General features: G+C 57.5%; 25 protein-coding genes and 1 riboswitch. Of the genes, 11 read left to right on the forward strand and 14 right to left on the reverse strand.

The window, feature by feature from the left end; all coding sequences use genetic code 11:
* Positions 1-62: 62 nt before the first annotated feature.
* From AUP42_RS19190 to fsa, 3 genes are all read right to left on the reverse strand, one after another.
* Positions 63-1,025 carry a tyrosine recombinase XerC gene (locus AUP42_RS19190; protein ID WP_082824858.1) on the reverse strand — a complete coding sequence of 321 codons (963 nt, stop codon included), beginning with the start codon at positions 1,023-1,025 and terminating at the stop codon, positions 63-65.
* The gene (locus tag AUP42_RS19195) at positions 1,004-1,693 is read right to left on the reverse strand and encodes a DUF484 family protein (RefSeq protein WP_062953212.1); all 690 of its coding nucleotides are present in this window, start codon (positions 1,691-1,693) and stop codon (positions 1,004-1,006) included. Before AUP42_RS19195 ends, AUP42_RS19190 begins: the two co-directional genes overlap by 22 nt.
* Before the next feature lie 114 nt (positions 1,694-1,807).
* The gene (gene fsa / locus AUP42_RS19200; protein ID WP_037990470.1) at positions 1,808-2,464 is read right to left on the reverse strand and encodes a fructose-6-phosphate aldolase; all 657 of its coding nucleotides are present in this window, start codon (positions 2,462-2,464) and stop codon (positions 1,808-1,810) included.
* Positions 2,465-2,650: 186 nt separating this feature from the next.
* Between fsa and AUP42_RS19205 the strand changes: the two genes are divergently transcribed.
* Positions 2,651-4,891 (forward strand): primosomal protein N', encoded by a 2,241-nt coding sequence (locus tag AUP42_RS19205; protein WP_062953213.1) that lies wholly within the window; start codon positions 2,651-2,653, stop codon positions 4,889-4,891.
* Positions 4,892-4,893: 2 nt separating this feature from the next.
* Here AUP42_RS19205 and AUP42_RS19210 read toward each other — a convergent pair whose 3' ends face one another.
* Positions 4,894-5,736 carry a substrate-binding periplasmic protein gene (locus AUP42_RS19210; protein ID WP_062953214.1) on the reverse strand — a complete coding sequence of 281 codons (843 nt, stop codon included), beginning with the start codon at positions 5,734-5,736 and terminating at the stop codon, positions 4,894-4,896.
* Positions 5,737-5,805: 69 nt separating this feature from the next.
* On the opposite strand from AUP42_RS19210, the gene AUP42_RS19215 reads away from it, so the two are divergent.
* The gene (locus AUP42_RS19215; protein WP_197468318.1) at positions 5,806-6,126 is read left to right on the forward strand and encodes a nucleotide pyrophosphohydrolase; all 321 of its coding nucleotides are present in this window, start codon (positions 5,806-5,808) and stop codon (positions 6,124-6,126) included.
* 66 nt (positions 6,127-6,192) lie between these two features.
* Here AUP42_RS19215 and AUP42_RS19220 read toward each other — a convergent pair whose 3' ends face one another.
* Entirely contained in the window at positions 6,193-6,669 is a 477-nt protein-coding gene (locus tag AUP42_RS19220) for a hypothetical protein (RefSeq protein ID WP_062953215.1), read from the reverse strand.
* Between the two features lie 426 nt (positions 6,670-7,095).
* Between AUP42_RS19220 and AUP42_RS19230 the strand changes: the two genes are divergently transcribed.
* The 5 genes from AUP42_RS19230 to atpC are packed head-to-tail and all read left to right on the forward strand — an operon-like array spanning position 7,096 to position 12,023.
* Positions 7,096-7,653: a F0F1 ATP synthase subunit delta gene (locus tag AUP42_RS19230; RefSeq protein WP_007089181.1), complete on the forward strand. Its 558-nt coding sequence runs from the start codon at positions 7,096-7,098 to the stop codon at positions 7,651-7,653.
* Entirely contained in the window at positions 7,653-9,185 is a 1,533-nt protein-coding gene (gene atpA, locus AUP42_RS19235; RefSeq protein ID WP_062953217.1) for a F0F1 ATP synthase subunit alpha, read from the forward strand. The genes AUP42_RS19230 and atpA overlap by 1 nt, the downstream gene beginning before the upstream one ends.
* Positions 9,186-9,215: 30 nt before the next feature.
* Positions 9,216-10,106 carry a F0F1 ATP synthase subunit gamma gene (locus AUP42_RS19240; RefSeq protein WP_062953218.1) on the forward strand — a complete coding sequence of 297 codons (891 nt, stop codon included), beginning with the start codon at positions 9,216-9,218 and terminating at the stop codon, positions 10,104-10,106.
* Positions 10,107-10,157: 51 nt separating this feature from the next.
* Positions 10,158-11,576: a F0F1 ATP synthase subunit beta gene (atpD, locus tag AUP42_RS19245; protein ID WP_062953219.1), complete on the forward strand. Its 1,419-nt coding sequence runs from the start codon at positions 10,158-10,160 to the stop codon at positions 11,574-11,576.
* Between the two features lie 42 nt (positions 11,577-11,618).
* Positions 11,619-12,023, forward strand: a complete 405-nt coding sequence (gene atpC, locus AUP42_RS19250; protein WP_062953220.1) for an ATP synthase F1 subunit epsilon — start codon at positions 11,619-11,621, stop codon at positions 12,021-12,023.
* Between the two features lie 274 nt (positions 12,024-12,297).
* On the opposite strand, the gene AUP42_RS19255 is transcribed toward atpC, so the two are convergent.
* The 3 genes from AUP42_RS19255 to AUP42_RS19265 all read right to left on the reverse strand — a co-directional run bounded on the left by AUP42_RS19255 (position 12,298) and on the right by AUP42_RS19265 (position 16,330).
* On the reverse strand, positions 12,298-12,744 hold the full coding sequence (locus AUP42_RS19255) for a response regulator (RefSeq protein WP_062953221.1): 447 nt from the start codon (positions 12,742-12,744) through the stop codon (positions 12,298-12,300).
* Between the two features lie 347 nt (positions 12,745-13,091).
* Positions 13,092-14,342 (reverse strand): c-type cytochrome biogenesis protein CcmI, encoded by a 1,251-nt coding sequence (gene ccmI / locus AUP42_RS19260; protein ID WP_062953222.1) that lies wholly within the window; start codon positions 14,340-14,342, stop codon positions 13,092-13,094.
* 8 nt (positions 14,343-14,350) lie between these two features.
* Positions 14,351-16,330 carry a heme lyase CcmF/NrfE family subunit gene (locus AUP42_RS19265; protein ID WP_062953223.1) on the reverse strand — a complete coding sequence of 660 codons (1,980 nt, stop codon included), beginning with the start codon at positions 16,328-16,330 and terminating at the stop codon, positions 14,351-14,353.
* Between the two features lie 246 nt (positions 16,331-16,576).
* Here AUP42_RS19265 and AUP42_RS19270 point away from each other — a divergent pair, with 246 nt between their 5' ends.
* On the forward strand, positions 16,577-17,548 hold the full coding sequence (locus AUP42_RS19270) for a cation diffusion facilitator family transporter (protein ID WP_231858354.1): 972 nt from the start codon (positions 16,577-16,579) through the stop codon (positions 17,546-17,548).
* A gap of 62 nt (positions 17,549-17,610) precedes the next feature.
* Positions 17,611-17,726: riboswitch (TPP riboswitch) on the forward strand.
* A gap of 130 nt (positions 17,727-17,856) precedes the next feature.
* Positions 17,857-19,680: a phosphomethylpyrimidine synthase ThiC gene (thiC, locus tag AUP42_RS19275; RefSeq protein WP_062953225.1), complete on the forward strand. Its 1,824-nt coding sequence runs from the start codon at positions 17,857-17,859 to the stop codon at positions 19,678-19,680.
* Positions 19,681-19,744: 64 nt separating this feature from the next.
* On the opposite strand, the gene AUP42_RS19280 is transcribed toward thiC, so the two are convergent.
* The 6 genes from AUP42_RS19280 to AUP42_RS19305 all read right to left on the reverse strand — a co-directional run bounded on the left by AUP42_RS19280 (position 19,745) and on the right by AUP42_RS19305 (position 25,091).
* Complete coding sequence (locus AUP42_RS19280; protein WP_062953226.1) at positions 19,745-20,509, reverse strand: PhoH family protein; 765 nt, start codon at positions 20,507-20,509, stop codon at positions 19,745-19,747.
* 337 nt (positions 20,510-20,846) lie between these two features.
* Complete coding sequence (gene arsJ / locus AUP42_RS19285) at positions 20,847-22,091, reverse strand: organoarsenical effux MFS transporter ArsJ (protein WP_062953227.1); 1,245 nt, start codon at positions 22,089-22,091, stop codon at positions 20,847-20,849.
* A gap of 11 nt (positions 22,092-22,102) precedes the next feature.
* Positions 22,103-23,119: an ArsJ-associated glyceraldehyde-3-phosphate dehydrogenase gene (locus tag AUP42_RS19290; protein WP_062953228.1), complete on the reverse strand. Its 1,017-nt coding sequence runs from the start codon at positions 23,117-23,119 to the stop codon at positions 22,103-22,105.
* Positions 23,116-24,165 (reverse strand): ACR3 family arsenite efflux transporter, encoded by a 1,050-nt coding sequence (gene arsB, locus AUP42_RS19295; protein WP_062953242.1) that lies wholly within the window; start codon positions 24,163-24,165, stop codon positions 23,116-23,118. The genes AUP42_RS19290 and arsB overlap by 4 nt, the downstream gene beginning before the upstream one ends.
* 29 nt (positions 24,166-24,194) lie before the next feature.
* A complete protein-coding gene (locus AUP42_RS19300; protein ID WP_062953229.1) occupies positions 24,195-24,713 on the reverse strand; it encodes an arsenate reductase ArsC in 519 nt (172 codons plus the stop codon).
* A 36-nt stretch (positions 24,714-24,749) separates the two neighbouring features.
* Positions 24,750-25,091 carry an ArsR/SmtB family transcription factor gene (locus AUP42_RS19305; protein WP_062953230.1) on the reverse strand — a complete coding sequence of 114 codons (342 nt, stop codon included), beginning with the start codon at positions 25,089-25,091 and terminating at the stop codon, positions 24,750-24,752.
* Positions 25,092-25,213: 122 nt separating this feature from the next.
* On the opposite strand from AUP42_RS19305, the gene AUP42_RS19310 reads away from it, so the two are divergent.
* Both AUP42_RS19310 and AUP42_RS19315 read left to right on the forward strand, forming a co-directional pair.
* Complete coding sequence (locus AUP42_RS19310) at positions 25,214-25,531, forward strand: ArsR/SmtB family transcription factor (protein WP_062953231.1); 318 nt, start codon at positions 25,214-25,216, stop codon at positions 25,529-25,531.
* Positions 25,532-25,579: 48 nt separating this feature from the next.
* Positions 25,580-26,183, forward strand: a 604-nt coding sequence (locus AUP42_RS19315) for a permease (RefSeq protein WP_197468319.1), incomplete at its 3' end; no start/stop codon positions are given.

Consider the following 26,183-nt stretch of genomic DNA (forward strand, 5'->3'; position numbering starts at 1 on the left):
GTTTATGATGGGTTGCTTTGTCCGTAACGCATGAAGGCGGCAAACGTTCTTGAATATCTGGACTAACGCCGTGCGCGGGGATGGGTCCCCTGATAGACAGCCATCAGGCGTTCGGTATCGACCGAGGTATAGCGTTGGGTGGTCGAAAGCGAGGCGTGACCGAGCAGATCCTGAATGGTGCGCAGATCACCGCCACCGGCCAGAAGGTGGGTGGCAAAGGAATGGCGCATGGCGTGCGGGGTGGCGGTATCGGGCAGGTTCAGAAGGCCACGGATTTTGCGCATTTCGCGTTGGGCGACCTGTGCGACCAGCCGACCGCCACGAGCACCGACAAAGAGCGGCTCATTGCCGTTCGGGGCATAGGGGCAGGTGCGGACATAATCCTCGATCGCGTCGCGCACGATCGGCAGAACCGGAACAAGGCGCTGTTTGTTGCCCTTGCCGGTGATGACCATCGAATCGCCCGTCGGGCGTTGATTGGCGTTAAGGTCCAGTGCCTCGGATATGCGCAACCCGCAGCCATAAAGCAGGGTGAACAGGGCAAGGTTGCGTTTGGCAAGCCAGGGTTCATCCTGCCACGCGCCGGCATTATCAAGGACGGCGATGGCATCCTGCGGGCTAAGTGGTTTGGGAACGGATTGTGGCAGTTTCGGATTGCGGATCGAATTGACCGCAGCATTTTGCCCGCGCCCGGTGCGATCCAGGAAGCGATAGAAATTGCGCAGTGATGATAGGGCGCGCGCGGTGGAGCTTTTGGCCATGCCATCCATGCTGCGCCGGGCAAGCCAGCTTCGGAAGTCGCGCGGGTTAAGCGCCAGAAGGTCGGCAATATCGGGTGTATCACCACGATGTTCCCGGACAAAACCAAGGAAGGCATACAGATCGGCAAGATAATTTTCGGTGGTGTGGTTCGATGCGCGGCGTTCGGCAGACAGCCATTGCCGCCAGTCGGCAATGGCATCGCGCACGTCTTCGGGCAGGGTCAGGGCAGCAAGCCCCTTATTCATTGCGGCGCTGTCAGCCATCGGCGGGCACCAAATTCGATCACGGAGGCCAGGAACATGATCAGGTCATGAGCCTGTGCCGGGCTGAAATAATCGGGTTCGGCCACACCGAATGCCACCAGCCCGACCGGGTCGCCATAAAACGGTGCGAGACGGACAATGGCGGCGGACCGGATATTATCGGCCTGCGGGCCAAAAATCGCCTCGTCCCCGGCATTGTCGGGCAGAAGCCAGACGTCGTTTTCCTCGCCCAGAACCTGATCAACCGCACCAGCCGTCAGGCGACGGACACGACCGCCGCAACGGGGCACCGGGGCATCTTCGCTTTCTTCAAAGCACAATGCGATGGCATCAAGGTCAAGCAGTTCGGGCACAAGATCCTGCAGGGCTTCGACGAAAACCTCGAACCCGCGGGCATTGAGAAGGGCCAGAACCGCGCGATGGATGCGGCTTTGGGTTTCGAGGTTGGATTTGGAAATATTGATCAGCTCGCTTGTGGCGCCGCGCAGCTTTTCGCGTTCATCGCGCAGACGGGCGACGACATATTGCTGCATGTCGGCAACCCCGGAACCCAGTTCGCGCACCGGCATGTCCAGACTGTCGAGAAGGTCCGGCCGGTTGGCAAAAAAGTCGGGATGTTCGGCGAGGTAGGCCGCGACGTCGTCGGCGCGCAATGCTGTCTTTTCCATCTGATCCGGTAATTTGCAGTGAAATGAAAAACCCGGCAGCCACAATGCGGGCTGCCGGGTTAAATGCGTGTTAAGGACCGGTGATAAAACCGATCAAAAGCCGGGTTTTCGACCTTAGAGGATCGACTGGCCGGTTTTCGCCCAATCGGCGACAAAGGTTTCAAGACCCTTGTCGGTCAGCGGGTGTTTGAAGAGCTGGCCAAGAACCTGCGGCGGGATGGTGACGACGTCGGCACCGAGACGGGCCGAATCGACAACATGCTGCGGGCCGCGTGCGGACGCGACGAGGATTTCGGTCTGCCAGTTCGGATAGTTGTTATAAACTTCGGCGATGTCGGCAATCAGCTGCATGCCATCGGACGAGATATCGTCAAGGCGGCCAACGAACGGCGACACATAGGTCGCACCGGCCTTGGCGGCCAGAATGGCCTGACCGACCGAGAAGCAAAGGGTGACGTTGGTCTGGATGCCTTCGTCGGTGAAGGTGCGGCAGGCTTTGAGCCCATCCGGGGTCAACGGCAGTTTGACGACGACATTGTCGGCGATTTTCGCAAGTTTGCGGCCTTCGGCAACCATGGTTTCATAGTCGGTCGCAGCAACTTCGGCGCTGACCGGGCCGTCAACCACGTCACAGATTTCCTTGATCAGATCGAGGAAGGAACGGCCGGTTTTGGCAACCAGCGACGGGTTGGTGGTCACGCCATCAACGAGGCCGGATTTGGCGATTTCGCGGATTGCGTCGATGTCGGCGGTGTCGATGAAAAACTTCATTGGATTTCCTGCTCAGGAGCTTTTGAAGATCGTTGTTCGATGATGCGGTTAGCTGATAGGGTCCGGTTCCATTCAAATGACGGTACCAGACGCCCTGTGCTGTGGGACCGTTTTCTTTTGTGCCACAAGCCGGTTATGCATAATCATGCGACCAACCCAGAGGCATCCTGACGGGGTTTATAATATATGAGCGCCGCAAAGGCCATATCGGGAAATCTGTTTGATGATGATCCAGCCTTTCAGGTAACGGGTGAAACGATCAGTGTTCTGCCGCCGCTGCCATTGGCGGGCCCGTATGATTATCTTGTCCCCGAAGGCCTGAACGTTCAGCCCGGCGACTTTGTCGAAATTCCACTGGGCCGTCAGACCCAGCGCGGCGTCGTTTGGGGTAAGGCCAGGGGCGACGTCGATCCGGCCAAGCTGCGCGAAATTTATGGCGTTTTGCAGGCACCGCCGATGGCCGATGTGACGCGAAAGTTCGTCGATTGGGTGTCGGCCTATACCATGGCGCCGCAGGGGGCGGTGCTGCGCATGGCGATGAGCGTTTCTGATGCCCTTGAACCGCCCAAGCCGATTTTCAGATTTACCCTTGCCGATCCGGCAGAAGGTGAAGGCGATGGCAGCGTTCGCATGACGCCGCCGCGCAAGCGGGTGATGGCGTTTTTACGCGACCATCCGCCGATGGAACAGGCCGATATCATGCGCGAAACCGGTGCCGGGGCGAGTGTGATCAAGGGGCTGGTCGAGGCGGGCGTGGTGCGGCGTTTGATGGTGACGCCACCATCGCCGTTTGAAGCCCCCGACCTTGATATCCCGCGCCCGCATCTGTCGGATGCACAGGAACGTGCGGCCGATATGCTGTGTGCCAAGGTGGCCGAAGACGGATTTTCGGTCACGTTGCTGGATGGCGTGACCGGATCGGGCAAGACCGAGGTTTATTTCGAAGCGGTGCGGGCGGCGTTGGAAGCAGGCAGGCAGGTGGTGGTCCTGTTGCCGGAAATCGCCCTTTCGGCGCAGTGGTTGCAGCGATTCCGCGACCGATTCGGCGTTGAGCCGGCGCTTTGGCATTCCGAAGTCGGGCAGGCGCGGCGGCGTGACACATGGCGGGCGGTGGCCGATGGATCGGCAAAGCTTGTGGTCGGGGCACGGTCCGCACTGTTTCTGCCCTATGCCAATCTCGGCCTGATCGTGGTCGATGAAGAACACGAACACGCGTTTAAGCAGGAAGATGGCGTGATTTATCATGCGCGCGACATGGCGGTGGCACGCGCGCATCTGGGCGGGATACCGGCCATTCTGGCATCCGCCACCCCGTCGCTGGAGACCTTGGCGAATGTGGAAGCCGGACGGTATGAGCGGGTCGAGCTTTCGGAGCGGCACGGCATGGCGGTTTTGCCAAGTGTCGAGATTGTCGATATCCGGCAGGACAAGCCGGAACGGCAACGCTGGATCACGCCGACCCTGAAAAAGCGGCTGGCGGAGACATTTGCCGCCGGGGAACAGGCGATGCTGTTCCTGAACCGGCGGGGTTATGCGCCGCTGACCCTTTGCCGGGCCTGCGGGCATCGGTTCCAGTGCCCGAACTGTACGGCGTGGCTGGTCGAACATCGGGCATGGGGCAAATTGCAATGCCATCATTGCGGTTATCAGGCAAAAGCCCCCGATAGCTGCCCGGCCTGCGGGGCGGAAGAAAAGCTTGCGGCATGCGGGCCGGGGGTGGAGCGGCTTTATGAGGAAGCGGTCGAGACATTCCCGCAAATCCGCATCGAGGTCGCGACATCGGACAATATCGCCGGGCCAAAGGTCGCGGCCGAGCTGGTCAACCGGGTGCATAACCATGAAGTCGACCTTTTGATCGGCACACAGATTCTGGCCAAGGGTTATCATTTTCCGATGCTGACCCTTGTGGGGGTGGTCGATGCCGATCTTGGCCTCGCAGGCGGGGATTTGCGCGCGGCTGAACGCAGTTATCAGTTGATGACGCAGGTGGCGGGGCGTGCCGGACGTGGTGACAGGCCGGGCACGGTTTTGCTGCAAACCGCCGATCCGTCCAACCGGGTGATCAAGGCGATTGCGGCGGGGGACCGCGATGCGTTTAACGAGGTTGAACTGTCGCAGCGCATGACACATGGCATGCCGCCGCATGGAAGGTTGGCCGCCCTGATCATATCGGGGAAAAAGGAAAACGAGGTCGACGAAGCCGCATGGCGGATTGGCCGGGCGGCCCCAAGGGGCGATGGCATCGTCGTTCTGGGACCGGCACCGGCACCGTTATCGTTGCTGCGCGGGCGGTATCGCAGACGATTCCTTATTCGCACCGATAAGCAGGTCCGGTTGCAGGCGATGATCCATGACTGGTTATCGAAGGTGAAAACGCCGGGCAGTGTCCGGGTGCAGATCGATATCGATCCTTACAGCTTCATGTAGGATCAGTTCTGATATTGGGATTGCCACCAGTCCAGACCATCGGGGCCAAGGTAATCCTGAAAGATGGAGGCAAGGCGGCCATCATTGCGCATGGTGCTGATGATCTGGTCATAGCGTTTCAGAAACGCGTCCTTGTCCGGATAGTCGGATGCCTTTGAGAACACGTTATAATAGGGCGCACGGCGAAGTGGCGGATAGATGAAGGCGATTTTTTCGCGCTGCCCGTTGCGCAGGGTTTCGTAAAGCGTGCTGAGATAATTGACCGGCACGACATCAAAGCGGTTTTCCAGCAGCATCGGGATCAGAAGATCGTTCTTGGCGACGACTTCGATATCAAGCCCGGACTGCCAGAAGGTATCGGTATAGGAATATTCCGCCGCTGCGCCGACGCGGTGACGGGCGAGATCGGAAAAATCATTAAAGGTGATCCGGTCGCGGTCCTCGGCCCGGACGGCAAAGCGCCAATCAAGCAGAAGATGGGCTTCTTCGGGGTAGTTCAGATACTGGCTGCGTTCGCTGTTTTGCGACAGGGTCAGGATGATGTCGCTGCTGCCGGTCTGGGCATTATGCAGAAGGCGGCGGCCATTATCGACAAGCTGAAAGCGGTAATCGGTGATGCCCATGTCGTTCAGGACTTCGGTCATGATGTCGATATCAATCCCGCGCGGGTCGCCATCGACCATCCATTTCAGCGGGGCTTCGGACAGGCCTTCGATGATCAGGGTTCTGGCATGTGAGACGGTGGAAAAGGTGACTGCGCATAGTGCAACAATCAGCGTAAAATATGCAGCCATGCAGGATTTGAATGATCCGGCGGTCTGCACGAACTCCCACTGTCGTGCCATATGTTGTCTCCCGTCGTGATTGCGGGTTATGGATATCCCGAGTTTTGCCGGAATTACGGATAAGATTTGATGACGAATGTTAAAAATTCAACAAACATGAGCGAAAGCCAGCAAAGCATATGTGACTGGGCCGAGGGGATTTTTGGCCCGGTTGCCGATCCGCGGGCGCTTGTTGCGCGTGCGATGCTGGAAATGAAAGAGCTTGATGAGGCGGTGGCGGACCGGGATATTTCGGAAATCGGTCGTGAGGCGGCAGACGTTTTGATTTTGCTGTATCGTCTGGCCGATCAGTTCGGGCTCGACCTTGATGGCGAAGTGCAGGGGAAAATGGCGATCAACCGGGCGCGGAAATGGTCAGCCAAGGGCGATGGCACCGGATCGCATGTCTGATGATGTATCTCATCTCGGGCAGGCGGACGGATCGGGCCACCTGTAGGGTGACCCGATGCGATGATATCAGTTGGCGCTGTAGACCCTGCTGGACTTGCTGGTAAGCCAGGCCGGGATGGATTGCTTGTTCGGGCCGACGGTGGCGCTGCTGAAATTGTCGGCTTCGAGATAGGCATGCGTCGGGTTGATGCCCTCGGCACTCATCCAGCTATCGGATGGCACGTCTTCGGCCGGGATTTCAGACAGCGGGGCGGTGACCGCGTCGCAGGCGATTTTATAAACCGTGGTCTTGCCGCCAAAGACATTGCGGCGGCTGTCGGCCATGGCTTTGAAGTCAGCCGATGTCAGATCGACAAAAACGGAAATGGCGGTGCCGGGTTCATCCTGATCGTCGTAATAGGCGCGCGAGGCCGATGGCACGAAGGGGCTTGCGGTGCCGGTCTCGACAAAACGGAAATAGCCGCTGCTGCATGCAAAGGCATTGATCGGTGCCAGCAGGGTGGCACCAGCGACCAGCAGGCTGATCATTCGGGGCAGTTTCATTTAAATCTCCTGAGCGATGACATGAAGGCTCGTGATCGACGTCTGAAAGGCCCGAATGTGATGTCGATTACACTTTTTGATGGCAAAAGAAGGTTATCGACCCGCGGTTGCACGGCAGCGTTTGATGAAAAAAGCGGGGATTCGTCCGTTAAAGTCGATTTCATCAAAGCGAAATCCGCCTGTGGCGGGAAAACCGGTATTATTAAATAGTTGTAAAAAGCCTCGAAAAGTAAGCAATCCGGCCCGGTTTTGCCCCAACTTTAGGCAAGAATGAAAAAGACTGCCGAAATGGCGTTGCGCGGGGGTTGCCCCTGTCATGGACATATGATACCAAACGCTCGCTTCTCGGCGGGAACACCTTCCGAGAGACCATTTTTTTATACGTATCCGAGTCGTTCTCATAACCAGAATTGAGGGCTTTCACCGGTGTCCCAAAATACTGCCGCGACCGGGCTTCAAGGGCGTTACGCCACAGCATTATTCGAATTGGCCCAATCGGCCGATGCGCTTGATGCTGTCAAAAGCGATCTTGAATTGCTCGACCAGGCCATCGTCGAAAGCGATGACCTGCGGAATGTGCTCCGTAGTCCCGTGATTTCCCGGGATGTGCAGGCCAAGGCAATGGCGGCCCTTCTGGACAAGCTTGGCGTTTCCGAGTTGACCAAGAAGACCGTCGGCGTTCTGTGTCAGAAGCGCCGCCTGTTCGTTCTGCCGGATGTTATCAGTTCCTACCTTTCCATGCTCTCAGCTTTCAAAGGCGAAGTGACCGCACAGGTGACCTCGGCTTCCGAGCTGAAAAAAGAGCAAATCGAAGCCGTTACCGGCGCTCTTAAAGAAGTTGTTGGCGCCACTGTCAAAGTGGACCTGAATGTCGATCCGGCGGTTCTTGGCGGCCTTGTCGTCAAGGTCGGTTCCCGGGTTTTTGATGCCTCGCTTCGTACCAAATTGCAGAAGCTCGAGCTCGCTATGAAAGGGGTTGCGTGATGGAAATCCGCGCCGCGGAAATCTCCGCTATTCTTAAGGATCAGATTGCCAATTTTGGCGCTGAAGCCGAAGTTGCCGAAGTCGGTCAGGTTCTTTCTGTCGGTGACGGTATCGCCCGTGTTCATGGTCTTGACAATGTTCAGGCCGGTGAACTGGTCGACTTCCCGGGTGGCATCAAGGGCATGGCCCTGAACCTTGAGGAAGACAATGTCGGTATCGTTATTTTCGGTTCTGACCGTAACATCAAAGAAGGCGACCAGGTCAAGCGTACCGGTGCCATCGTTGACGTGCCGGTTGGCAAGGAGCTGCTGGGCCGCGTTGTTGACGCGCTTGGCAACCCGATCGACGGTAAAGGTGAACTGGGTGCAAAAGAACGTCGCCTTGCTGACGTCAAGGCACCGGGCATCATCCCGCGTAAATCGGTTCACGAGCCGGTACAGACCGGTATCAAGTCGATTGACTCGCTGATCCCGATTGGCCGTGGCCAGCGCGAGCTGATCATTGGTGACCGTCAGACCGGTAAAACCGCGATCATCATCGACACCATTCTGAACCAGAAGCCGGTGAACGATGCAGCGAAATCCGACAGCGACAAGATGTTCTGCATCTATGTTGCGGTTGGTCAGAAACGTTCGACCGTTGCACAGGTTGTGAAGGTTCTTGAGGAACGTGGCGCGATGGAAAACACCATCGTTGTTGCCGCGACCGCGTCCGACCCGGCACCGATGCAGTTCCTGGCACCGTTCGTTGCCTGCGCAATGGGTGAATATTTCCGCGACAATGGCATGCATGCCACCATTTTCTATGATGATCTGTCGAAACAGGCTGTTGCCTATCGCCAGATGTCGCTGCTTCTTCGCCGCCCGCCGGGACGTGAAGCTTTCCCGGGCGACGTTTTCTATCTGCACTCCCGTCTGCTGGAACGTGCTGCGAAAATGAATGACGAAAACGGCGCTGGCTCGCTGACCGCACTGCCGGTTATCGAAACCCAGGGTAACGACGTTTCGGCGTTTATTCCGACCAACGTGATTTCGATCACCGACGGTCAGATCTTCCTTGAAACCGACCTGTTCTATAAGGGCGTTCGCCCGGCCGTGAACGTTGGTCTGTCGGTTTCGCGTGTGGGTTCGTCCGCTCAGATCAAGGCAATGAAACAGGTTGCCGGTTCGATCAAGCTGGAACTTGCCCAGTATCGTGAAATGGAAGCCTTCGCACAGTTCGCATCGGATCTTGATCCGGCAACCCAGAAACTGCTGGCACGTGGCGCACGTCTGACGGAACTGCTCAAGCAGCCGCAGTATTCGCCGCTGAAAGTGGAAGAGCAGGTTGTTGTGATCTATGCCGGTGTTAAGGGTTACCTTGACGGTGTGGCAGTCGGCAAAATTCGTGCTTTCGAAGAACAGTTCCTGAGCGACATCCGTTCGTCGGGTGCCGACATTCTTGATGCGATCCGCACCGAGAAGGTTCTTTCGGAAGCCACCGAAACGAAGCTCAAAGCGTTCCTCGACAAGTTCGCGAAAACCTTCGCGTAAGTCTGAACTTTAGGCGAAGGAGGAAACGCAATGGCAAGTTTGAAGGATCTGCGCTCGCGCATTGCCAGCGTCAAGTCGACGAAGAAAATTACTTCGGCGATGAAGATGGTGGCAGCCTCCAAGCTCCGCCGTTCGCAGGATGCAGCGGAAGCAGCCCGTCCCTATGCAGATCGCATGGGGACGATGCTGGGCCGGCTTGCAGCCGCGGTTGGTGGATCACAGGGGGCACCGAAGCTTCTGGCAGGTACCGGCAAGGATGATGTGCATCTGCTCGTCGTCTTTACCGCGGACCGTGGCCTTTGCGGCGGTTTCAACGCATCGATCATCAAAGCGACCCGTATCAAGATCCGCGCCCTTCGCGCGGCTGGCAAAACGGTGAAGCTGATCTGTGTTGGCCGCAAGGGTGCCGATGCGCTCAAGCGTGAATTTGGTGACGCGATTGTCGCCCGGTATACCGGCGTCGAAGGCAAGAAGGGGATTGATTTCTCTGCTGCTACCGACGTTGCCGACAAAATTCTGGCGCTGTATGACGAAGGCGAATTTGACGTCTGCTCGATCTTCTATAACAAGTTCGTGTCAGCAATTTCGCAGGTCGTCACCGAACAGCAGCTGGTGCCGTTCGCGGTGCCGGAAGCCGACGGGCAGGAAGAAGCTACCGGTTCTTCTGCGGTTTATGAATATGAACCGTCTGAAGAAGCCATTCTGGCTGATCTGCTGCCGCGTAACGTCGGGGTCCAGATTTTCGGTGCGATGCTGGAAAGCAGTGCATCCGAACACGGTGCGCGTATGTCCGCGATGGATAACGCAACCCGCAATGCCGGCGATATGATCGACCGACTGAGCATCCAGTACAACCGCTCACGTCAGGCCCAGATCACCAACGAACTGATTGAAATCATTTCCGGCGCCGAGGCTTTGTAAGCGGGTCGCAGGAACTAACGGATAGTTTTGTCCGAGCAGGAGACAATACCTATGGCGAACAAGAAGGCGGGGAAAATTTCCCAGGTTATGGGCGCCGTCGTCGACGTTAAATTCGACGGCGATCTGCCTCCCATTCTGAACGCGCTGCATGTTGACAACAACGGTCAGCGTCTGGTTCTCGAAGTTGCACAGCACCTTGGTGAGAATGCCGTCCGTACCATCGCGATGGACACCACCGAAGGTCTGCGTCGTGGTCAGGAAGTCATCGATACCGGTGACGCGATCTCGGTTCCGGTTGGTCCGGAAACCCTTGGTCGTATCCTGAACGTCATCGGCGAGCCGGTTGACGAACGTGGTCCGGTCAACGCGAAAATGACCTCCCCGATCCACCGTGAAGCTCCGTCGTTTACCGATCAGGCAACCGACACCGAAATCCTGGTTACCGGCATCAAGGTCATCGACCTGATCGCGCCGTACACCAAGGGTGGTAAAATCGGTCTGTTCGGCGGTGCGGGCGTGGGTAAAACCGTTCTCATCATGGAACTGATCAACAACGTGGCAAAAGGCCACGGCGGTTATTCGGTTTTCGCAGGTGTTGGTGAACGTACCCGTGAAGGTAATGACCTCTATCACGAGATGATGGAATCGGGCGTTATCAATCCGGAAGGTGCATCCAAAGCCGCACTGGTTTATGGCCAGATGAACGAACCCCCGGGAGCCCGTGCACGTGTTGCTCTGACCGGTCTGACGATTGCGGAATATTTCCGTGATGAAGAAGGCCAGGACGTTCTGTTCTTCGTCGATAACATCTTCCGCTTCACCCAGGCGGGTTCGGAAGTGTCGGCACTTCTCGGTCGTATCCCGTCTGCCGTGGGTTATCAGCCGACGCTGGCAACCGACATGGGTGCGCTTCAGGAACGTATTACCTCGACCAAAAAAGGTTCCATCACCTCGGTCCAGGCCATTTACGTCCCTGCCGATGACTTGACCGACCCGGCGCCGGCAACCTCGTTTGCCCACCTTGACGCGACCACGACGCTCAACCGTCAGATTGCCGAGCTTGGCATCTATCCGGCTGTTGACCCGCTCGACAGTACCTCGCGTGCGCTTGATCCGGGCGTTATCGGCAAGGAACACTATGAGACTGCCCGTGAAGTGCAGCGTGTTCTTCAGACCTATAAGGGTCTTCAGGACATCATCGCAATTCTCGGCATGGACGAGCTTTCGGAAGAAGACAAACTGGTCGTGGCCCGTGCCCGTAAGATCCAGCGTTTCCTTTCGCAGCCGTTCCACGTTGCAGAAGTCTTTACCGGTACTCCGGGCGTGTTCGTTCAGCTCGAAGACACCATCAAGGCGTTCAAGGCAATCTGCGCTGGTGAATATGACCATATGCCCGAACAGGCATTCTACATGGTCGGCACCATCGAAGAAGCCATCGAGAAAGCCAAGAAGATGGCCGAAGCTGCCTAAGGCAGCTTCGGACCCCCTTCCCATACGGGAGAGAGGACTGTCATGACTGATACGACTGTACTGGAACTTGTTTCGCCGTCTGCCCTGCTCAAATCCGAGCCGGTCGAGATGGTCGTTGTTCCGGGCACGGACGGGAATTTTGGCGTGCTGCCGAAGCATGCGCCGATGATCTCGACCATTCGTCCGGGTGTCATCGACATCTATGCAGGTGGCAAGGTTTCCGAACGTATCTTCGTCGCTGGTGGCGTCGCAGAGGTTAACCCCGAGCGTTGCACCATTCTGGCCGAAGAAGCCGTTCCGGTTGCCGATATCAAGGCCGATGAAGCCCAGGCACGTCTTGAGACCGCCGAGGCGGATCTGAAGGCGGCAACGACAGCACATGACAAGGCGAATGCCGAACGTGCGCTTGAAATTGCCCGTGCGCAGATTGCTGCACTGTCCAACTGATCATCGATCTTTGATCTTCGATTTTGAGAAGGCCGCTGTTTGATACAGCGGCCTTTTTTCTTGCCGGTGTGCCGCAATCGACAACCGGGGCAGCGGAAGCACATCATCCTGATATCGCGTAAGGCGGCGGAGTGTGGTCGCCAGTCCCCAATGTCGGGGGTGGTGTGCCCACAGGTTCAGGTGGCGGGGATCAATGTGTTGTAGCCATGGGAACCGACAGGGGATTGCCGACTGTCAGGGGTAAGGGCCGGGCAGTATGATCCGGGCGGCGAAATCAGGGGGACGGGGTCAGGGCGAGGCCCAGCCAGAATGATTCGATCATTTTCATCAGATCGATAAATTCCGTCACATCAACCGGCTTGCGCAGATAGCAATTGGCCCCGGCGGCATAGCACAGATCGACATCATGTTCGGCACCCGATGTGGTCAGAACGATCACGGGGATCGAGGCGGATGACGGGTCATTGCGGATTTCGCGCAGCATTTCCCGGCCATCCTTGCGCGGCATGTTGAGGTCAAGCAGGATCAGGCGCGGTTTGGGCGCGTTGCGATAGGGACCGTCCTGTTGCAGGAACTGGCGGGCGGTCATCGCGTCCTTGACGTGATGCAACTGAACCGGATGGGTGAATTCGCGCAGGGCTTCCTGAACCAATCTGGCGTCGCCCGGATTGTCTTCTATCAGCAGCAAATTGCTTACGGTCCCGTTGGCACCGGCGATCATGCGATGTCCTTATTCTTTTGGGTGGGGGATTTTGCCATGCTCCCCTTTTGATGGGTAAGAACTATAATCAATCTTTGTCACGAAATGAAGAAAAAGAGAGAATAATTTCAACATTATAGATGAAATTGTTGTTTTTCTGAACCTTGTTCATTTTTTGCCAGAGGGAATTTTTAGCAAACAGAATGACAAATCAATAGGATGCAGGCGAAAGTTTTAGCAGAAATACTATTCTTGCGTATGGTTCGTGACGGGTGCGTTCCATCCGGATACAGAAAAACGCACCGTGATTTTTCACGGTGCGTTCGACTCTGGCAGGGGATGGCGACCATAACCGTGAGGGTCGGTGCCTAATCCCCGGGAATACCAAGTTCGTCCGCGAGACCGGCAAAGCGGGTCAGAAGCGCGGTATCACCCGCAAATTCCTGGCGGGCGGTATCGTAGGCCTGCTTTGCCTGATCAGGTTGACCGATCACCATATAGGCGCGCATCAGACGTGCCCAGCCTTCGGGGTCTTGGGGATTTTCCGCCAGTTTGTCGGCCAGTTGCGACACCATGCCAAGGATCATTTCCTGGCGTTCTTCGGGGGTCATTTCGGCGGCGGCTTCCATATCCTCGCGGGATGGTCCGCCGGGGGCATTTGATGCCATGGGCGGGGTAACCGTGATCCGGCCGGTAATGTCGATGCCTTGGGCAAGAGCGGCTTCTTCGATCCGGGCCAGCACCATCGGCAGCCAGCCAGCATCAGACGGCGCGCCATTGACCAAGGCGATCCAGCGGTCGACAGCAGCGGCGACATTGCCGTTCTGCGCATCGGCAAGGCCCAGGAAATACTGGATACGCGGGTCCGTGCTGCCGGATTTTGCGGCTTCTTCCAGCGCGCCGCGCGCGATTGTGTTGACCTGCCCATTGTTGGTGCGGATGACGCTTTCGGCATACATCGCCAGATAATCACCATCGCGACCGGATTGCTTGACCGCTTCGAGATAGGCGGTCTGGGCTTCTTCGGGGCGACCAAGGGCCATCAGGCTGGCGCCGAGAAGTTCCCAGCCCTTGAGGTCGTCGGGATTTTCAAGCAGGCGGTTTGACAGGTCCTGTACCGCGCGGTTAAGGGCCGCGTTGCGGTTGGCGTCATTGTCGCTGGCCTGACGGGCGGCCATGATTTCATCCCTACGGCTGGCGATGGGGCGGTCGCGAAGGTCGGGACGGCCAAGGTCAAGATAAAGGCCGACGCCACCAGCAAACAGAAGCAGGGTAAAGATCGCAACCGCGGGGCGCAGGCGCGACACGCGGTTTGCCGCCTCGCCGGACTGGTGGCGTTTGGCGATCCGCTGATCGGTGGCAAGGATGCGGCGCTGGACCTCGGTGCGGGCGGCGTCAGCCTGTCCTTCGGTCAGAACGCCGCGTTCGATATCGCGGCCGATTTCGGCAAGCTGGTCACGATAAACCGCAAGATCGCGTTGCAGTTCGTCTTCGTCCATGTCGGCAAGGCGATCTTCGTTCGTATCCGCATCAGCCGAACGCGCATTTCGCAGGATCGGCCAGAGGACATAACCCGCCACCAGAGCCGTCAAGGCGCCAAGAACAATCCAGATGGTCATTGATAATCCTATTCGGCGGGTACGGTCTGAGCCGTTTTGGTGGAGCGGGTGGGAGCACCCACGCGATAGCGACGGTCAGACAGGGACATAAGCCCCCCCAGCACCATGATGATGCCGCCGGCCCACATCCACGGGATCATGGGTTTGACATAGAAACGCGTCACCCATTTGCCGCTGGCGTCCTCGTCACCAATCACCGCATAGATATCACCGGTGAAACCGGACCGGATTCCGGCCTCGGTCGTGGGCATGCCTTCAACCGTGTAGACGCGCTTTTCCGGGGTCAGGGTGATGGTGCGTTCGCCCGGGGTTGCGATGGTGATGGTGGCCTCGCGGGCAAAGAAGTTCGGACCCTGATATTCGCGAAGGCCGCTGAGTGTAAAGGTGTGGCCCGAAACAACCGTGCTTTCGCCGATGGCAAGGGACTGAACCGATTCCTCGGTCCAGGCCTGTGATCCGGTGATGCCGGCGACAACAATCGCCATCCCGGCATGGGCCAGCATGGTGCCGTGAGCAGAGCGCGGCAGATTGCGCATGCGGCGGAAGCTATTGGCCAAGGGTTCGCGGAAAAGCTTGATCCGTCCGGCCCATTCCAGCATCGTTCCAACAAACAGCCAGATCGCCAGCCCCATGCCAAACAGGGCAAAGGCCGGGCCACCGGCCAGCCAGTAGGTGACGATCAGAACCATGATGACGGCGGCAATCGCGATTTTGAGCTTGCCCAGAACCGCAAACAGATCGGCGCGTTTCCATGGCATCAGCGGACCAAAAGCCATGGCAATGATCAGGGGCGTCATGATTGGCACGAAGGTGGAATTAAAGAACGGTGCGCCAACCGAGATTTTTTCGCCGGTCACGGTTTCCAGCAGCAGGGGATAAAGGGTCCCCAGCAGCACCATGGCCGCCGCAATCGAGAGCAGCACATTGTTGAAAACCAGTGCGCCTTCGCGCGAGATCGGCTGAAACAGTCCGCCGCCCTTCAATGTCGGGGCGCGCCAGGCATAAAGGGCCAGCGATCCGCCCACCGTCAGGCACAGCAGGAGCAGGATGAACACCCCGCGGGTCGGGTCGGTGGCAAAGGCATGAACCGATGTCAGTGCGCCGGACCGCACCAGGAAGGTGCCGAGCAACGAGAAGGAGAAAGCCAGGATCGAGAGAAAGATCGTCCAGCTTTTGAGCGCGTCGCGTTTTTCGACAACAATCGCCGAATGCAAAAGGGCGGTTCCGGCCAGCCAGGGCATGAAGGATGCGTTTTCAACCGGATCCCAGAACCACCAGCCACCCCAGCCGAGTTCGTAATAGGCCCACCAGGAGCCAAGCCCGATCCCGGCGGTCAGGAACATCCATGCGGCCAGCGTCCAGGGACGGACCCAGCGCGCCCATGCCGGGTCAACCCGGCCTTCGATGAGTGCGGCGACGGCAAAGGCAAAGGCCACCGAAAAACCGACATAGCCGAGATAGAGGAACGGCGGATGAATGGCGATGCCGGGATCCTGAAGCAGCGGGTTCATGCCCTCGCCGTTCAGCGGCGGGTTGATCACGCGCTCGAACGGGTTGGACGTCAGAAGGATGAACAGAAGGAAGCCGAGCGCAATCAGCCCCATCACGCCGACAACACGTGCCAGCAGGCTTGGCGGCAGGTTCTGGCCAAAGGCGGCGACGGCGGCCGAAAACAGGGTCAGGATCATCACCCAGAGCAACATCGAGCCTTCGTGGTTGGCCCAGACCCCGGTGATTTTATAGATCAGCGGTTTGGATGTGTGGCTGTTGGCAAGCACATTCAGGACCGAGAAATCGGATGTGACATAGGCATATGTCAGGGCGGCGAAGCTTGTACCGACCAGCGCAAAGCAGGCAATGGACAGGCGTGGCGCGATTTTCAGAAGGGCGACATCACGCCGGGATGCGGCCATGAACGGGATGGTCGACTGTGCCAATGCCACCACGAGTGACAGCACCAGGGCATAATGTCCGATTTCAACAATCATAAGTGGGCCTGTTGTTTGCTCTTATCCGCCTGCGGGGCTGATATAGTCGCTTCGATCAGGTTTGAAAACCTTGCGGAATATCAAATATGCGCTATTTGCTGCACAGGCGACGGTCAAAATATGGCAATAGTCATTACATATTACGCCAATTCACGATATAAAACCGCAATCAGCGAGCGGAAATTGAAGACCAAAGGTCTGTAGAACATGAGTCAATGTCCAGTCATTGACATCGCGCAAAGGGAAATGTGGGCACGTCGGGCAACGACGGCCTCTATTGTCATTGCTGCGACGCTGATTGCGATCAAGGCGGTCGGGTGGTTCCTGACCGATTCGGTCAGTCTGTTATCCTCGATGGTTGACAGTATGCTTGATGTCGGCACCGCTGTCGTCAACTTCATGGCGGTCCGCAGTGCATGGCGTCCGGCAGACCATGACCACCGGTTTGGTCATGGCAAGGCCGAACCGCTGGCGGGGCTTTTCCAGTGTGCCTTCATGATCGGTGCCGCGATATTCGTGGTGGCCGAGGCCGCATCACGCGTGTTCGAGCCGCAACCGCTTCGTTTCGCGACCGAGGGTGTGTGGCTGATGGTCGTGTCGCTGGTGATGACTTTTGGGCTGGTGCTGCTGCAACGAAAGGCGGCGCGCATGTCGGGTTCCGTCGCGGTCGAGGCCGATTCCCTGCAATATACCAGCGATATCCTTGCCAATGTTGCCGTCATCGTCGCATTGATGATGGGGATGTCGGGCTTCCTGTGGGCTGACCCGGTCATTGGCGGGATTGTTGCGATCTTCCTTGTTGCGTCCGCGGTCAAGGTCGGGCGGCAGTCGGTTACTGTTCTTATGGATGCCGAATTGCCGGAATCGGACAGCCAGAGGATCATCGAACTGACGATGAAAAACGCATCGGTGATCGGCATTCACCGTCTGCGCACCCGTTCATCAGGCGTGCATCGCTTTGCCGAGATCGAGCTGATCATGGATGGCGGGATGCTGATGCGTGAATCGCACACCATCTGCCATCAGGTGATGGACAGCATCCGGTCGGAATATCCTGATCTTGATATCACCATCCATCCCGAACCGCCTGAAGACATCCATCTTGATGAATTCAGCGGTTACACCGAAGATCCGGAATTCTGGCATACGGGCCGCGCGCGCAAGGCCGGACAGGAAGGCATTCCGGTTTCCAATGGCGAGCTTGCAACGGGCCGCTGATCTTTTGGTGCGTCGGGCCGCGCCCGCCGATTGACATCCCCCGCATAACTTGTAACCCTGCAATCGATCACCTGGGGAGCCCCGACAAGGGGCTGAGAAACTGCTGGCTTTGCAGCGCAGTGACCCTTTGAACCTGATCCAGTTCATACTGGCGTAGGGATGGTGCGGATGCTGGCATATTTACCTGTTTTGACATATGGGGTGCGCCCTTTTTGTCATGGCGGTCTACTCATTACCGGTCGGCATTTTTCATCAGCAGCCTCTCGCAGAACTGGGTCTCCATTGCCTTGATTGCAAAGGGGCCTTTTATGTCTGTTCCATCTACCAAAACCGATATCACTAGCGATGTCACAACCGGGGCATTGACCGCATCGCGCAAAATCCACATTGCCGGATCGCACTTTCCCGATATTCGCGTGCCGATGCGCGAAATTGCGGTTCATCCCACGGCGGGCGAACCACCGATCAGGGTTTATGACCCGTCGGGGCCTTATACTGACCCGGATGTCACGATTGATATTGCCAAGGGGCTGCCACGACTGCGCCGAAGCTGGATCGCGGCGCGTTCCGATACCGAACGATATGCCGGGCGCGATATCAAACCCGAAGATAACGGTTTTGTCGGAAGTGAAAGTCATGCGGTTCCGGCATTTCCGCAACGTCATGCACCGTTGCGCGCGATTGGTGGGCGGGCGGTAACACAGCTGGCCTATGCCCGGGCCGGGATCATTACCGCGGAAATGGAATATGTCGCGATCCGTGAAAATCTGGGCCGGGCGGAAATTAGGGCCAATGCCGAACGCGACGGCGAGGCATTCGGGGCGGTGATCCCCGACAATGTAACCCCCGAATTTGTGCGTGAAGAAATTGCACGGGGGCGCGCGATCATCCCGGCCAATATCAACCATCCCGAAGCCGAACCGATGATCATCGGGCGGAATTTCCTGGTCAAGATCAATGCCAATATCGGCAATTCGGCGGTGACATCATCGATGGCCGAAGAGGTTGAAAAGATGGTCTGGGCGACGCGGTGGGGGGCAGATACGGTCATGGACCTGTCGACCGGGCGCAATATCCACAATATTCGCGACTGGATCATCCGCAATTCCCCCGTGCCCATCGGGACGGTGCCGATCTATCAGGCGCTGGAAAAGGTTGGCGGTATTGCCGAGGACCTGACATGGGAAATATTCCGGGACACATTGATCGAGCAGGCCGAACAGGGGGTGGATTATTTCACCATCCATGCCGGATTGCGGTTACATCACATCCCGTTAACCGTCGATCGGGTGACCGGCATCGTATCGCGGGGTGGGTCGATCATGGCGAAATGGTGCCTGCATCATCATCGGGAAAGTTTCCTGTATGAGAATTTCGCCGAGATTTGCGATATCTGCCGGGCCTATGACGTTTCCTTTTCGCTGGGCGATGGATTGCGACCGGGATCGATTGCCGATGCCAATGATGCCGCCCAGTTTGCCGAACTGGAAACGCTTGGCGAATTGACCCGCATCGCATGGGATCACGATTGCCAAGTGATGATCGAGGGGCCGGGCCATGTACCGATGCATAAAATCCGCGAAAACATGGACAAGCAATTGTCGATTTGCGGTGAAGCACCGTTTTATACGCTTGGGCCGCTAACCACCGATATTGCGCCGGGTTATGATCACATTACATCGGGGATCGGAGCGGCGATGATCGGCTGGTTCGGAACCGCGATGCTGTGTTACGTGACGCCCAAGGAACATCTGGGCCTGCCGGACCGGGATGATGTGAAAACCGGGGTGATTACCTATAAGATCGCGGCCCATGCCGCCGATCTTGCCAAGGGGCACCCGGCGGCGAAGGCGCGTGATGATGCGCTTTCGCGTGCGCGGTTCGAATTCCGCTGGGAAGATCAGTTCAACCTGTCGCTGGACCCGGAAACGGCGCGATCCTTCCACGATGAGACCCTGCCAAAAGAGGCGCACAAGGTCGCGCATTTCTGTTCGATGTGCGGACCGAAATTCTGTTCGATGCGGATATCGCATGAAATTCGGGCCGATGTGCAGAAGGAAGGTATGGCAGCGATGGCGGAAAAATACCGTGATGGCGGTGATCTTTACATGACGCTTGATCAAGGCGATTAAACCACGAAAATGGCGGGCCCGGTGACGGACCCGCCTTCTTCTTTTAGTTTGCCGTGCCGAAAGGTTAAAGGACGGTCAGCATGCTGGCGACCAGCGGATGACGGACGATGTCCTTATCCGCCAGTTTGACGCAGGCGATGTCTTCGACATTTTCAAGACGGTCCGACATTTCAGACAGACCGGACATTTCCGGCAGAAGGTCGGTCTGATCCGGGTCGCCGGTCAGGATCATGGTGGAATTCCAGCCAAGGCGGGTGACCAGCATCTTGAGCTGTCCATAGGTGCAGTTCTGCGCCTCGTCGATCACGACGAAGGCATTGTTGAGCGTGCGGCCACGCATATAGCCGATTGGTGCGATTTCAATCGTGCCGTCCGACAGATACTGCCGCAGGCGTTTGGCGCCGAGGCGGTCATTGAGCGCGTCATAAAGCGGGCGAAGGTAGGGGGCCATTTTGGCTTCGACGTCGCCGGGCAGGAAGCCGATATTTTCCCCAGCCTCGACCGCGGGACGGGCCAGAACGATGCGGCCGATTTCGCCGTTATCAAGGGCTTCGACGGCTTTGGAAACTGCGATAAAGGTTTTCCCGGTTCCAGCCGGGCCGAGTGCAAGGATGAGGTTGAAGGCGTCGATTGCTTCCATCAGGGCCGCCTGGTTTTCGCTTTTGGGGCGAATGTGGCGGCGGAAGCTTTGATCGCGTTGGCCGTTCTGGGGGGCGTCACCCTGACCGTTCAGGGGATGCCAGTTTGACTTGTCACCGTCAAACAGCTCGTGAACGTTGGTATCTGCCTGCTGCGGACGGCTACGACGGCGTGCTGCGCGCTTACCCATAAGTCACCTCATCAATTGTGCCAATAAAGCAAAACGCGCCATTCCATCATGGAAAGGCGCGCATTCAATTTTCATCTTGCGATGGAAGTGGCGGGTGGGTTCTCCGCCGTTCGCAGCAGCATGTTGCATCTGCGATCCGGGGGGCGAAAAATTCCGTTTTACAACGTGCTCTCGCGTCACTCGGGAACCCCTCCTTCGGTCCAGTTCTTGACCGTACTTTGGAATCGTACCCCTACATCCTGTGTTTTGTCACTGTTTTTTATCGGATTAAATTTAAGTGAAATCGGAAACTGAGTCTTTTCAGCGATTTATCCCGCATCTGCGAGATAATTTTTTTCTAATGCAGTCGCCAAGACGTTGCTGACTGGTGTTTTGGCAGGCCAAAACTGATCATCCAGCCGATCAGAAGGAACGCCGCCGAGACTACCAGACAGCCGACCAGACCCCCATACATATAGGCCAGTCCCGACAGGATGGTGCCGGTCAGTCGCCCAACGGCATTGGACATATAATAGAACCCGACATTCATCGCGACCCTGTCGCCATCGGCATAGGCAAGGATCAGATAGGAATGCAGCGATGAATTGACCGCAAAGACCAGTCCGAAGACCATCAAACCGCCCAGAACGGCGATTTCGGGCGAGATATCAAACTGCACGGCAGCCGCAATGCCCGCCGTTACGATGATCAGGGCGAAAATCCACAGACGCGCACTTTGACCATCGGGGTTGCCATTGGGGGTGCGGGTGCCCGCGCGCAGGATTTTGGGCGCAATCGTCTGGATGAAGCCATAACCGATCACCCAAAGCGCCATATAGGTGCCGACCTCGATATGGCCCCATCCAAGGTGCGTAGCCAGAAACACCGGAAGCCCGACGACGAACCAGATATCGCGCGACCCGAACAGGAACATGCGGGCGGCCGAGAGCACATTAATCTTGCGATCCTTGGAAAAGACCTCGCGGAATTTGGGTTTTGCCTTGTTGGCGGGGGCGGCCATTTCGGGACCGATGGAAAGCGCAACCGCAATCAGGATGACGGTTAGGCCGGTTGCCATCGCGAGCAACGCCCCGCCAAAACCAAGCCACGCCAGGAGTGCGCCCCCCATGAAAAACCCGGCCCCTTTAAGCGCGTTTTTCGATCCGGTCAGAAGGGCGACCCAGCGAAACAGCGCGCCGTTTGCATTTTCGGGCACCAGAACCCTGATCGCCGACTTGCTCGACATTTTGGTCAGATCCTTGGCGACGCCCGATGCCGCCTGCAGTCCCATGACATAGGCAACCGATATCCGTGGCAGCCAGTTTTCATTGGTCAGGGACAGGGCAGAAAGGGCCGCGATCTGGGTGATCAGGCCGGCAAACAGGGTAAAGCGCAGGCCACGCGCCTGTGCCAGCCAGCCGCCAACCAGATTGGTGATGACCCCGGCACATTCATAAAGGACAAACAGAAGGGCAATTTCAAAGGCGGAATATCCAAGGTCATTGAAATGCAGCAGAACCAGCATGCGCAATGCCCCGTCCGTCAGGGTGAAACCCCAATAGGCGGATGTGACAAGGGCATAGTTGCGAATGGCGGATGACATGAAAAAGAACCCTACAGGCTTTGTGCGACCTTGGCCGCCAGATCAACCATCCGGCAGACATAGCCCCATTCATTGTCATACCAGGCGAGGATTTTGACCTGCCGTTTGTCGATCACCATGGTTGATCCGGCATCAATGATCGAAGATCTGGGATCGTTCAGATAATCGCAACTGACCAGCGGGCGATCCTCGTATCCGAGTATCCCGGCAAGATAGGTTTCCGATGCGGTGCGCAGCAGGTCATTGACGGTTTCGACATCGGTATCGCAGGCGACCTCGAACACGCAATCGGTCAGCGATGCGTTGAGCAACGGCACGCGCACGGCAATCCCGTTCAGCTTTCCCATCAGTTCCGGATAGATCATGGTGATGGCGGTGGCCGAGCCGGTGCTGGTGGGGATCAGCGATTGCAGGCTGGACCGGGCGCGACGCAGATCCTTGTGCGGCAGGTCAACCACGGTTTGCGTGTTGGTCACATCATGGATGGTGGTAATCGACCCATGCACGATGCCGAGCTTTTCGTGGATGACCCTGACCACCGGGGCAAGGCAGTTTGTCGTGCAGCTTGCCGCGGTCAGCAGGTGATGGACAGCCGGATCATAAAGATCGTCATTCACGCCATAAACGATGTTAAGTGCGCCTTCCTTGACCGGGGCGGCGACGATGACCTTTTTTACGCCCTGATCAAAATAGGGCTGAAGCGTTTCGGGGGTTTTGAATTTGCCGGTGCATTCCAGAACGATGTCGCAGCCCAGCCCGACCCAGTCGGTATCGCCCGGGGTGGCATTTTCGGAAAAGGTCAGGGTGGTGTGGCCATCAATGACTAGCGCATCATCAATGCAGGTCACCGGATGATCCCAGCGCCCGTGTACGGAATCGAATTCCAGCAGGTGGGCGGCGGTTTTTGCCCCGCCGCTGATTTCGTTGATATGGACAAATTCAAGGTCGGGATGGCCCCAGCCCGCGCGCAGGGCAAGGCGACCCATGCGGCCAAAGCCGTTGATGCCGATACGGATTTTGCGGCTCATTTCGAGGTCTCCGGGATGCGGGTGATATCAGGGGCCGGAAACCAGTGGCGCGACCGGTTGGCAATCGCCACCAGCGACAGCATGACAGGGACTTCGACCAGAACGCCGACAACGGTGGCAAGGGCCGCACCCGATGAAAAACCAAACAGGCCAATCGCGGTGGCGACCGCCAGTTCAAAGAAATTCGATGCCCCGATCATCGCCGACGGGGCAGCAATGCGATGTTCAACGCCCAGAAACTTGTTCGCACCATAGGCAATGGCGGCAATGAAATAGGTTTGCAGAATGATCGGCACGGCCAGCATGGCAATGATCAGAGGCTGGGCAATGATCTGTTTGCCCTGAAAGGCAAACAGCAGCACGAGCGTCGCCAGAAGGGCCGCCATGGAAACCGGGGCCAGTTTGGCCTCGAACCGTTTCAGGCGATCAGCACCACCCTGCAAAACGCGGTTGCGGATCGCCTGACCGGCGAGGAGCGGAATGACGATAAAGGCAATGACCGAAATCGTCAGGGTTTCCCACGGCACGGTAATTGCGGAAATGCCCAGCAACAATGCGACAATCGGTGCAAAGGCGAAAATCATCACCGTGTCGTTAAGGGCGACCTGGCTTAGCGTGAAATTCGCATCGCCGCGTGTCAGATGTGACCAGACAAAGACCATCGCGGTGCAGGGGGCCGCCCCCAGCAGGATCAGCCCGGCGATATAGCTTTCGATCTCGGTTTCGGGCAGGAACGGGCGAAACACGATGCCGATAAACAGCCAGCCAAGGGCCGCCATGGTAAATGGCTTGATCAGCCAGTTGACGCCGAGCGTCACACCGATGCCGCGCCATTGGCGGCCGACTTCGTACAGGGCATGAAAATCGACCTTCATCAGCATCGGTACGATCATAAGCCAGATCAGAACCGTAACCGGCAGATTGATTTCATAGGCCGTCAGGCCGCCGATCATCTGAAAGATATCGGGGAAAAGTTCGCCAAGACCGATGCCGACGATGATGCTGGCGGCAACCCAGATCGTCAGATAGCGTTCAAAAATTCCCATTGGGGCGGTGCCGGTTTCGGTCGTCATCTTCAGGCACTTTCGCTTTCGGGCAGACCGGTTTTACCGATATCGTCGAGTTTGCGTTGCAGCGACATCCGGTCAAGGGACGCAAAAGGCAGGCTTGTGAAAATCGAAATCCGGTTGCGCAGCATGCGATAGGCATCGGCAAAGGCGAGGCGGATTTCGGCCTCGGTTCCGGTGGCGCCTGCCGGGTCGGGCACGCCCCAATGGGCTGTCATCGGCGAGCCGGGGAAAATCGGGCAGCTTTCCTTTGCCGTCTGGTCGCAGACCGTGAAGACGAAATCAAATTTGATCGTGTCCTGCCCGGAATAGACTTCCATCGGTTTGGATGAAAAGACCGACGGATCATGGCCGAGGCTTTTCAGAAGGTCGATCGTGTAGGGATGCAGATGGCCGCGCGGATGCGCCCCGGCGCTAAAGCCATGGAAATGGTCCGCGCCTTCGCGGTTCAGGATGGCCTCGGCCATGATGGAACGCGCCGAGTTTCCCTGACACAGGAAGAGGATATTATAGGTACCGCCAGCCATAATGATGTCTCCGTCCGGTTATGCCGGTTTGGCGTTTCAGCAACAGGTCGAGGTCGATGTTTTGCCGGGAACCGTGATTCCGCACAGTTCCGGGCGGCCCTGACAGCAATCATCGGCAAGAAAGCCCAGAAGATCGCGCATAACGTCGGGGACGATCCGATAGATGATCGACCGGCCATTGCGTTGCGACGTGATCAGTCCGGCCTGGCTTAGAACCGACAGATGGGTCGACATGGTGTTGTGCGGGACCGCAAGGCTGCGCGCGAGATCACCTGCTGCCATGCCGTCCTCGCCCACGCGCACCAGAAGCCTGAATGCTGCCAGACGATGTTCCTGTGCCAGTGCGCCAAGGGCGCTGATTGCTGTATTTATTTCCATATGTCGGGAAATATCGACATATTGTGTCGAAGTCAAATGACAAGTTTGCGACATCCGGTTCGCCGATCAGGAATTCAGAAAAAAGATGACAAAACTAGTTTTATAGTTATATCATTTTCCCCATGAGAGACACCGACAACATTGCAACGGCGTTTGCCGCCCTTGGTCATTCTGCCCGGCTGCGGATTTTCCGCCTGCTGGTGCGGGCGGGTGCGACGGGCCTGAACATTGGCGAGATTGGCCGACATACCGGATTGCCGGCATCGACATTGGCGCATCATCTTGGTGCGCTGGTGCAGGCCGGTCTGGTCTGGCAGGAACGCCACGGGCGCGAAACGGTCAATCATGCGGATGTCGTGGCGATTCGCGACGTGCTTGATGCGCTGGTTGCGGAATGTTGCATTGGTGTGGGTGCCGAAGAAAAAGAGGACGCGGTCTAGTCGCCTCTTTTTTTGAGTCAATATAACTATTATTCTAGGGATATAGATATGACTGAAATTGCACTGACACTGCGCCGTGTCGCCAGATCGGGCAAATCCCTTGACCGTGTCTGGATCAGCGTTGGCGCGATCCTGCTGGCGATTGGCATTTTTGTGCCTCATCAGCTTGGGCCGAGTATCGGCTTTGCCATTGATCAGCTTCTGTCGGTTGCGCCGTTCCTGATGGCGTCGGTTGTGATTGCGGCATGGGCCGGTGCGACCGGGGCGGATAGCCTGATTGCGCGCGCCTTTACCGGGCAACCGGTTGCGATGGTGTTGATGGCGTCCGCGTTTGGTGCGCTGTCACCGTTTTGTTCCTGCGGGGTCATTCCGTTGATTGCGGCCTTGCTGTCGATGGGGGTGCCGTTGGCGCCGGTCATGGCGTTCTGGCTGGCATCGCCGGTGATTGATCCGGGGATGTTTGCATTGACCGCAGGCACCATCGGGATGGATTTTGCCATCGGCAAGACCATTGCCGCAATCGGGATCGGCCTTATGGGCGGGTTTGCAACATTGTGGTTGTCGCGAATGGGATTCCTGACCGATCCGTTACGCGATGGTGTGGGCAATGGTGGTTGCGGCGGGGCTAAAATGCGGGCACCCAAACCGCCGG

It is taken from the genome of Thalassospira lucentensis, assembly GCF_001613805.1.
GTDB classification, from domain to species: Bacteria; Pseudomonadota; Alphaproteobacteria; order Rhodospirillales; family Thalassospiraceae; genus Thalassospira; species Thalassospira lucentensis_A.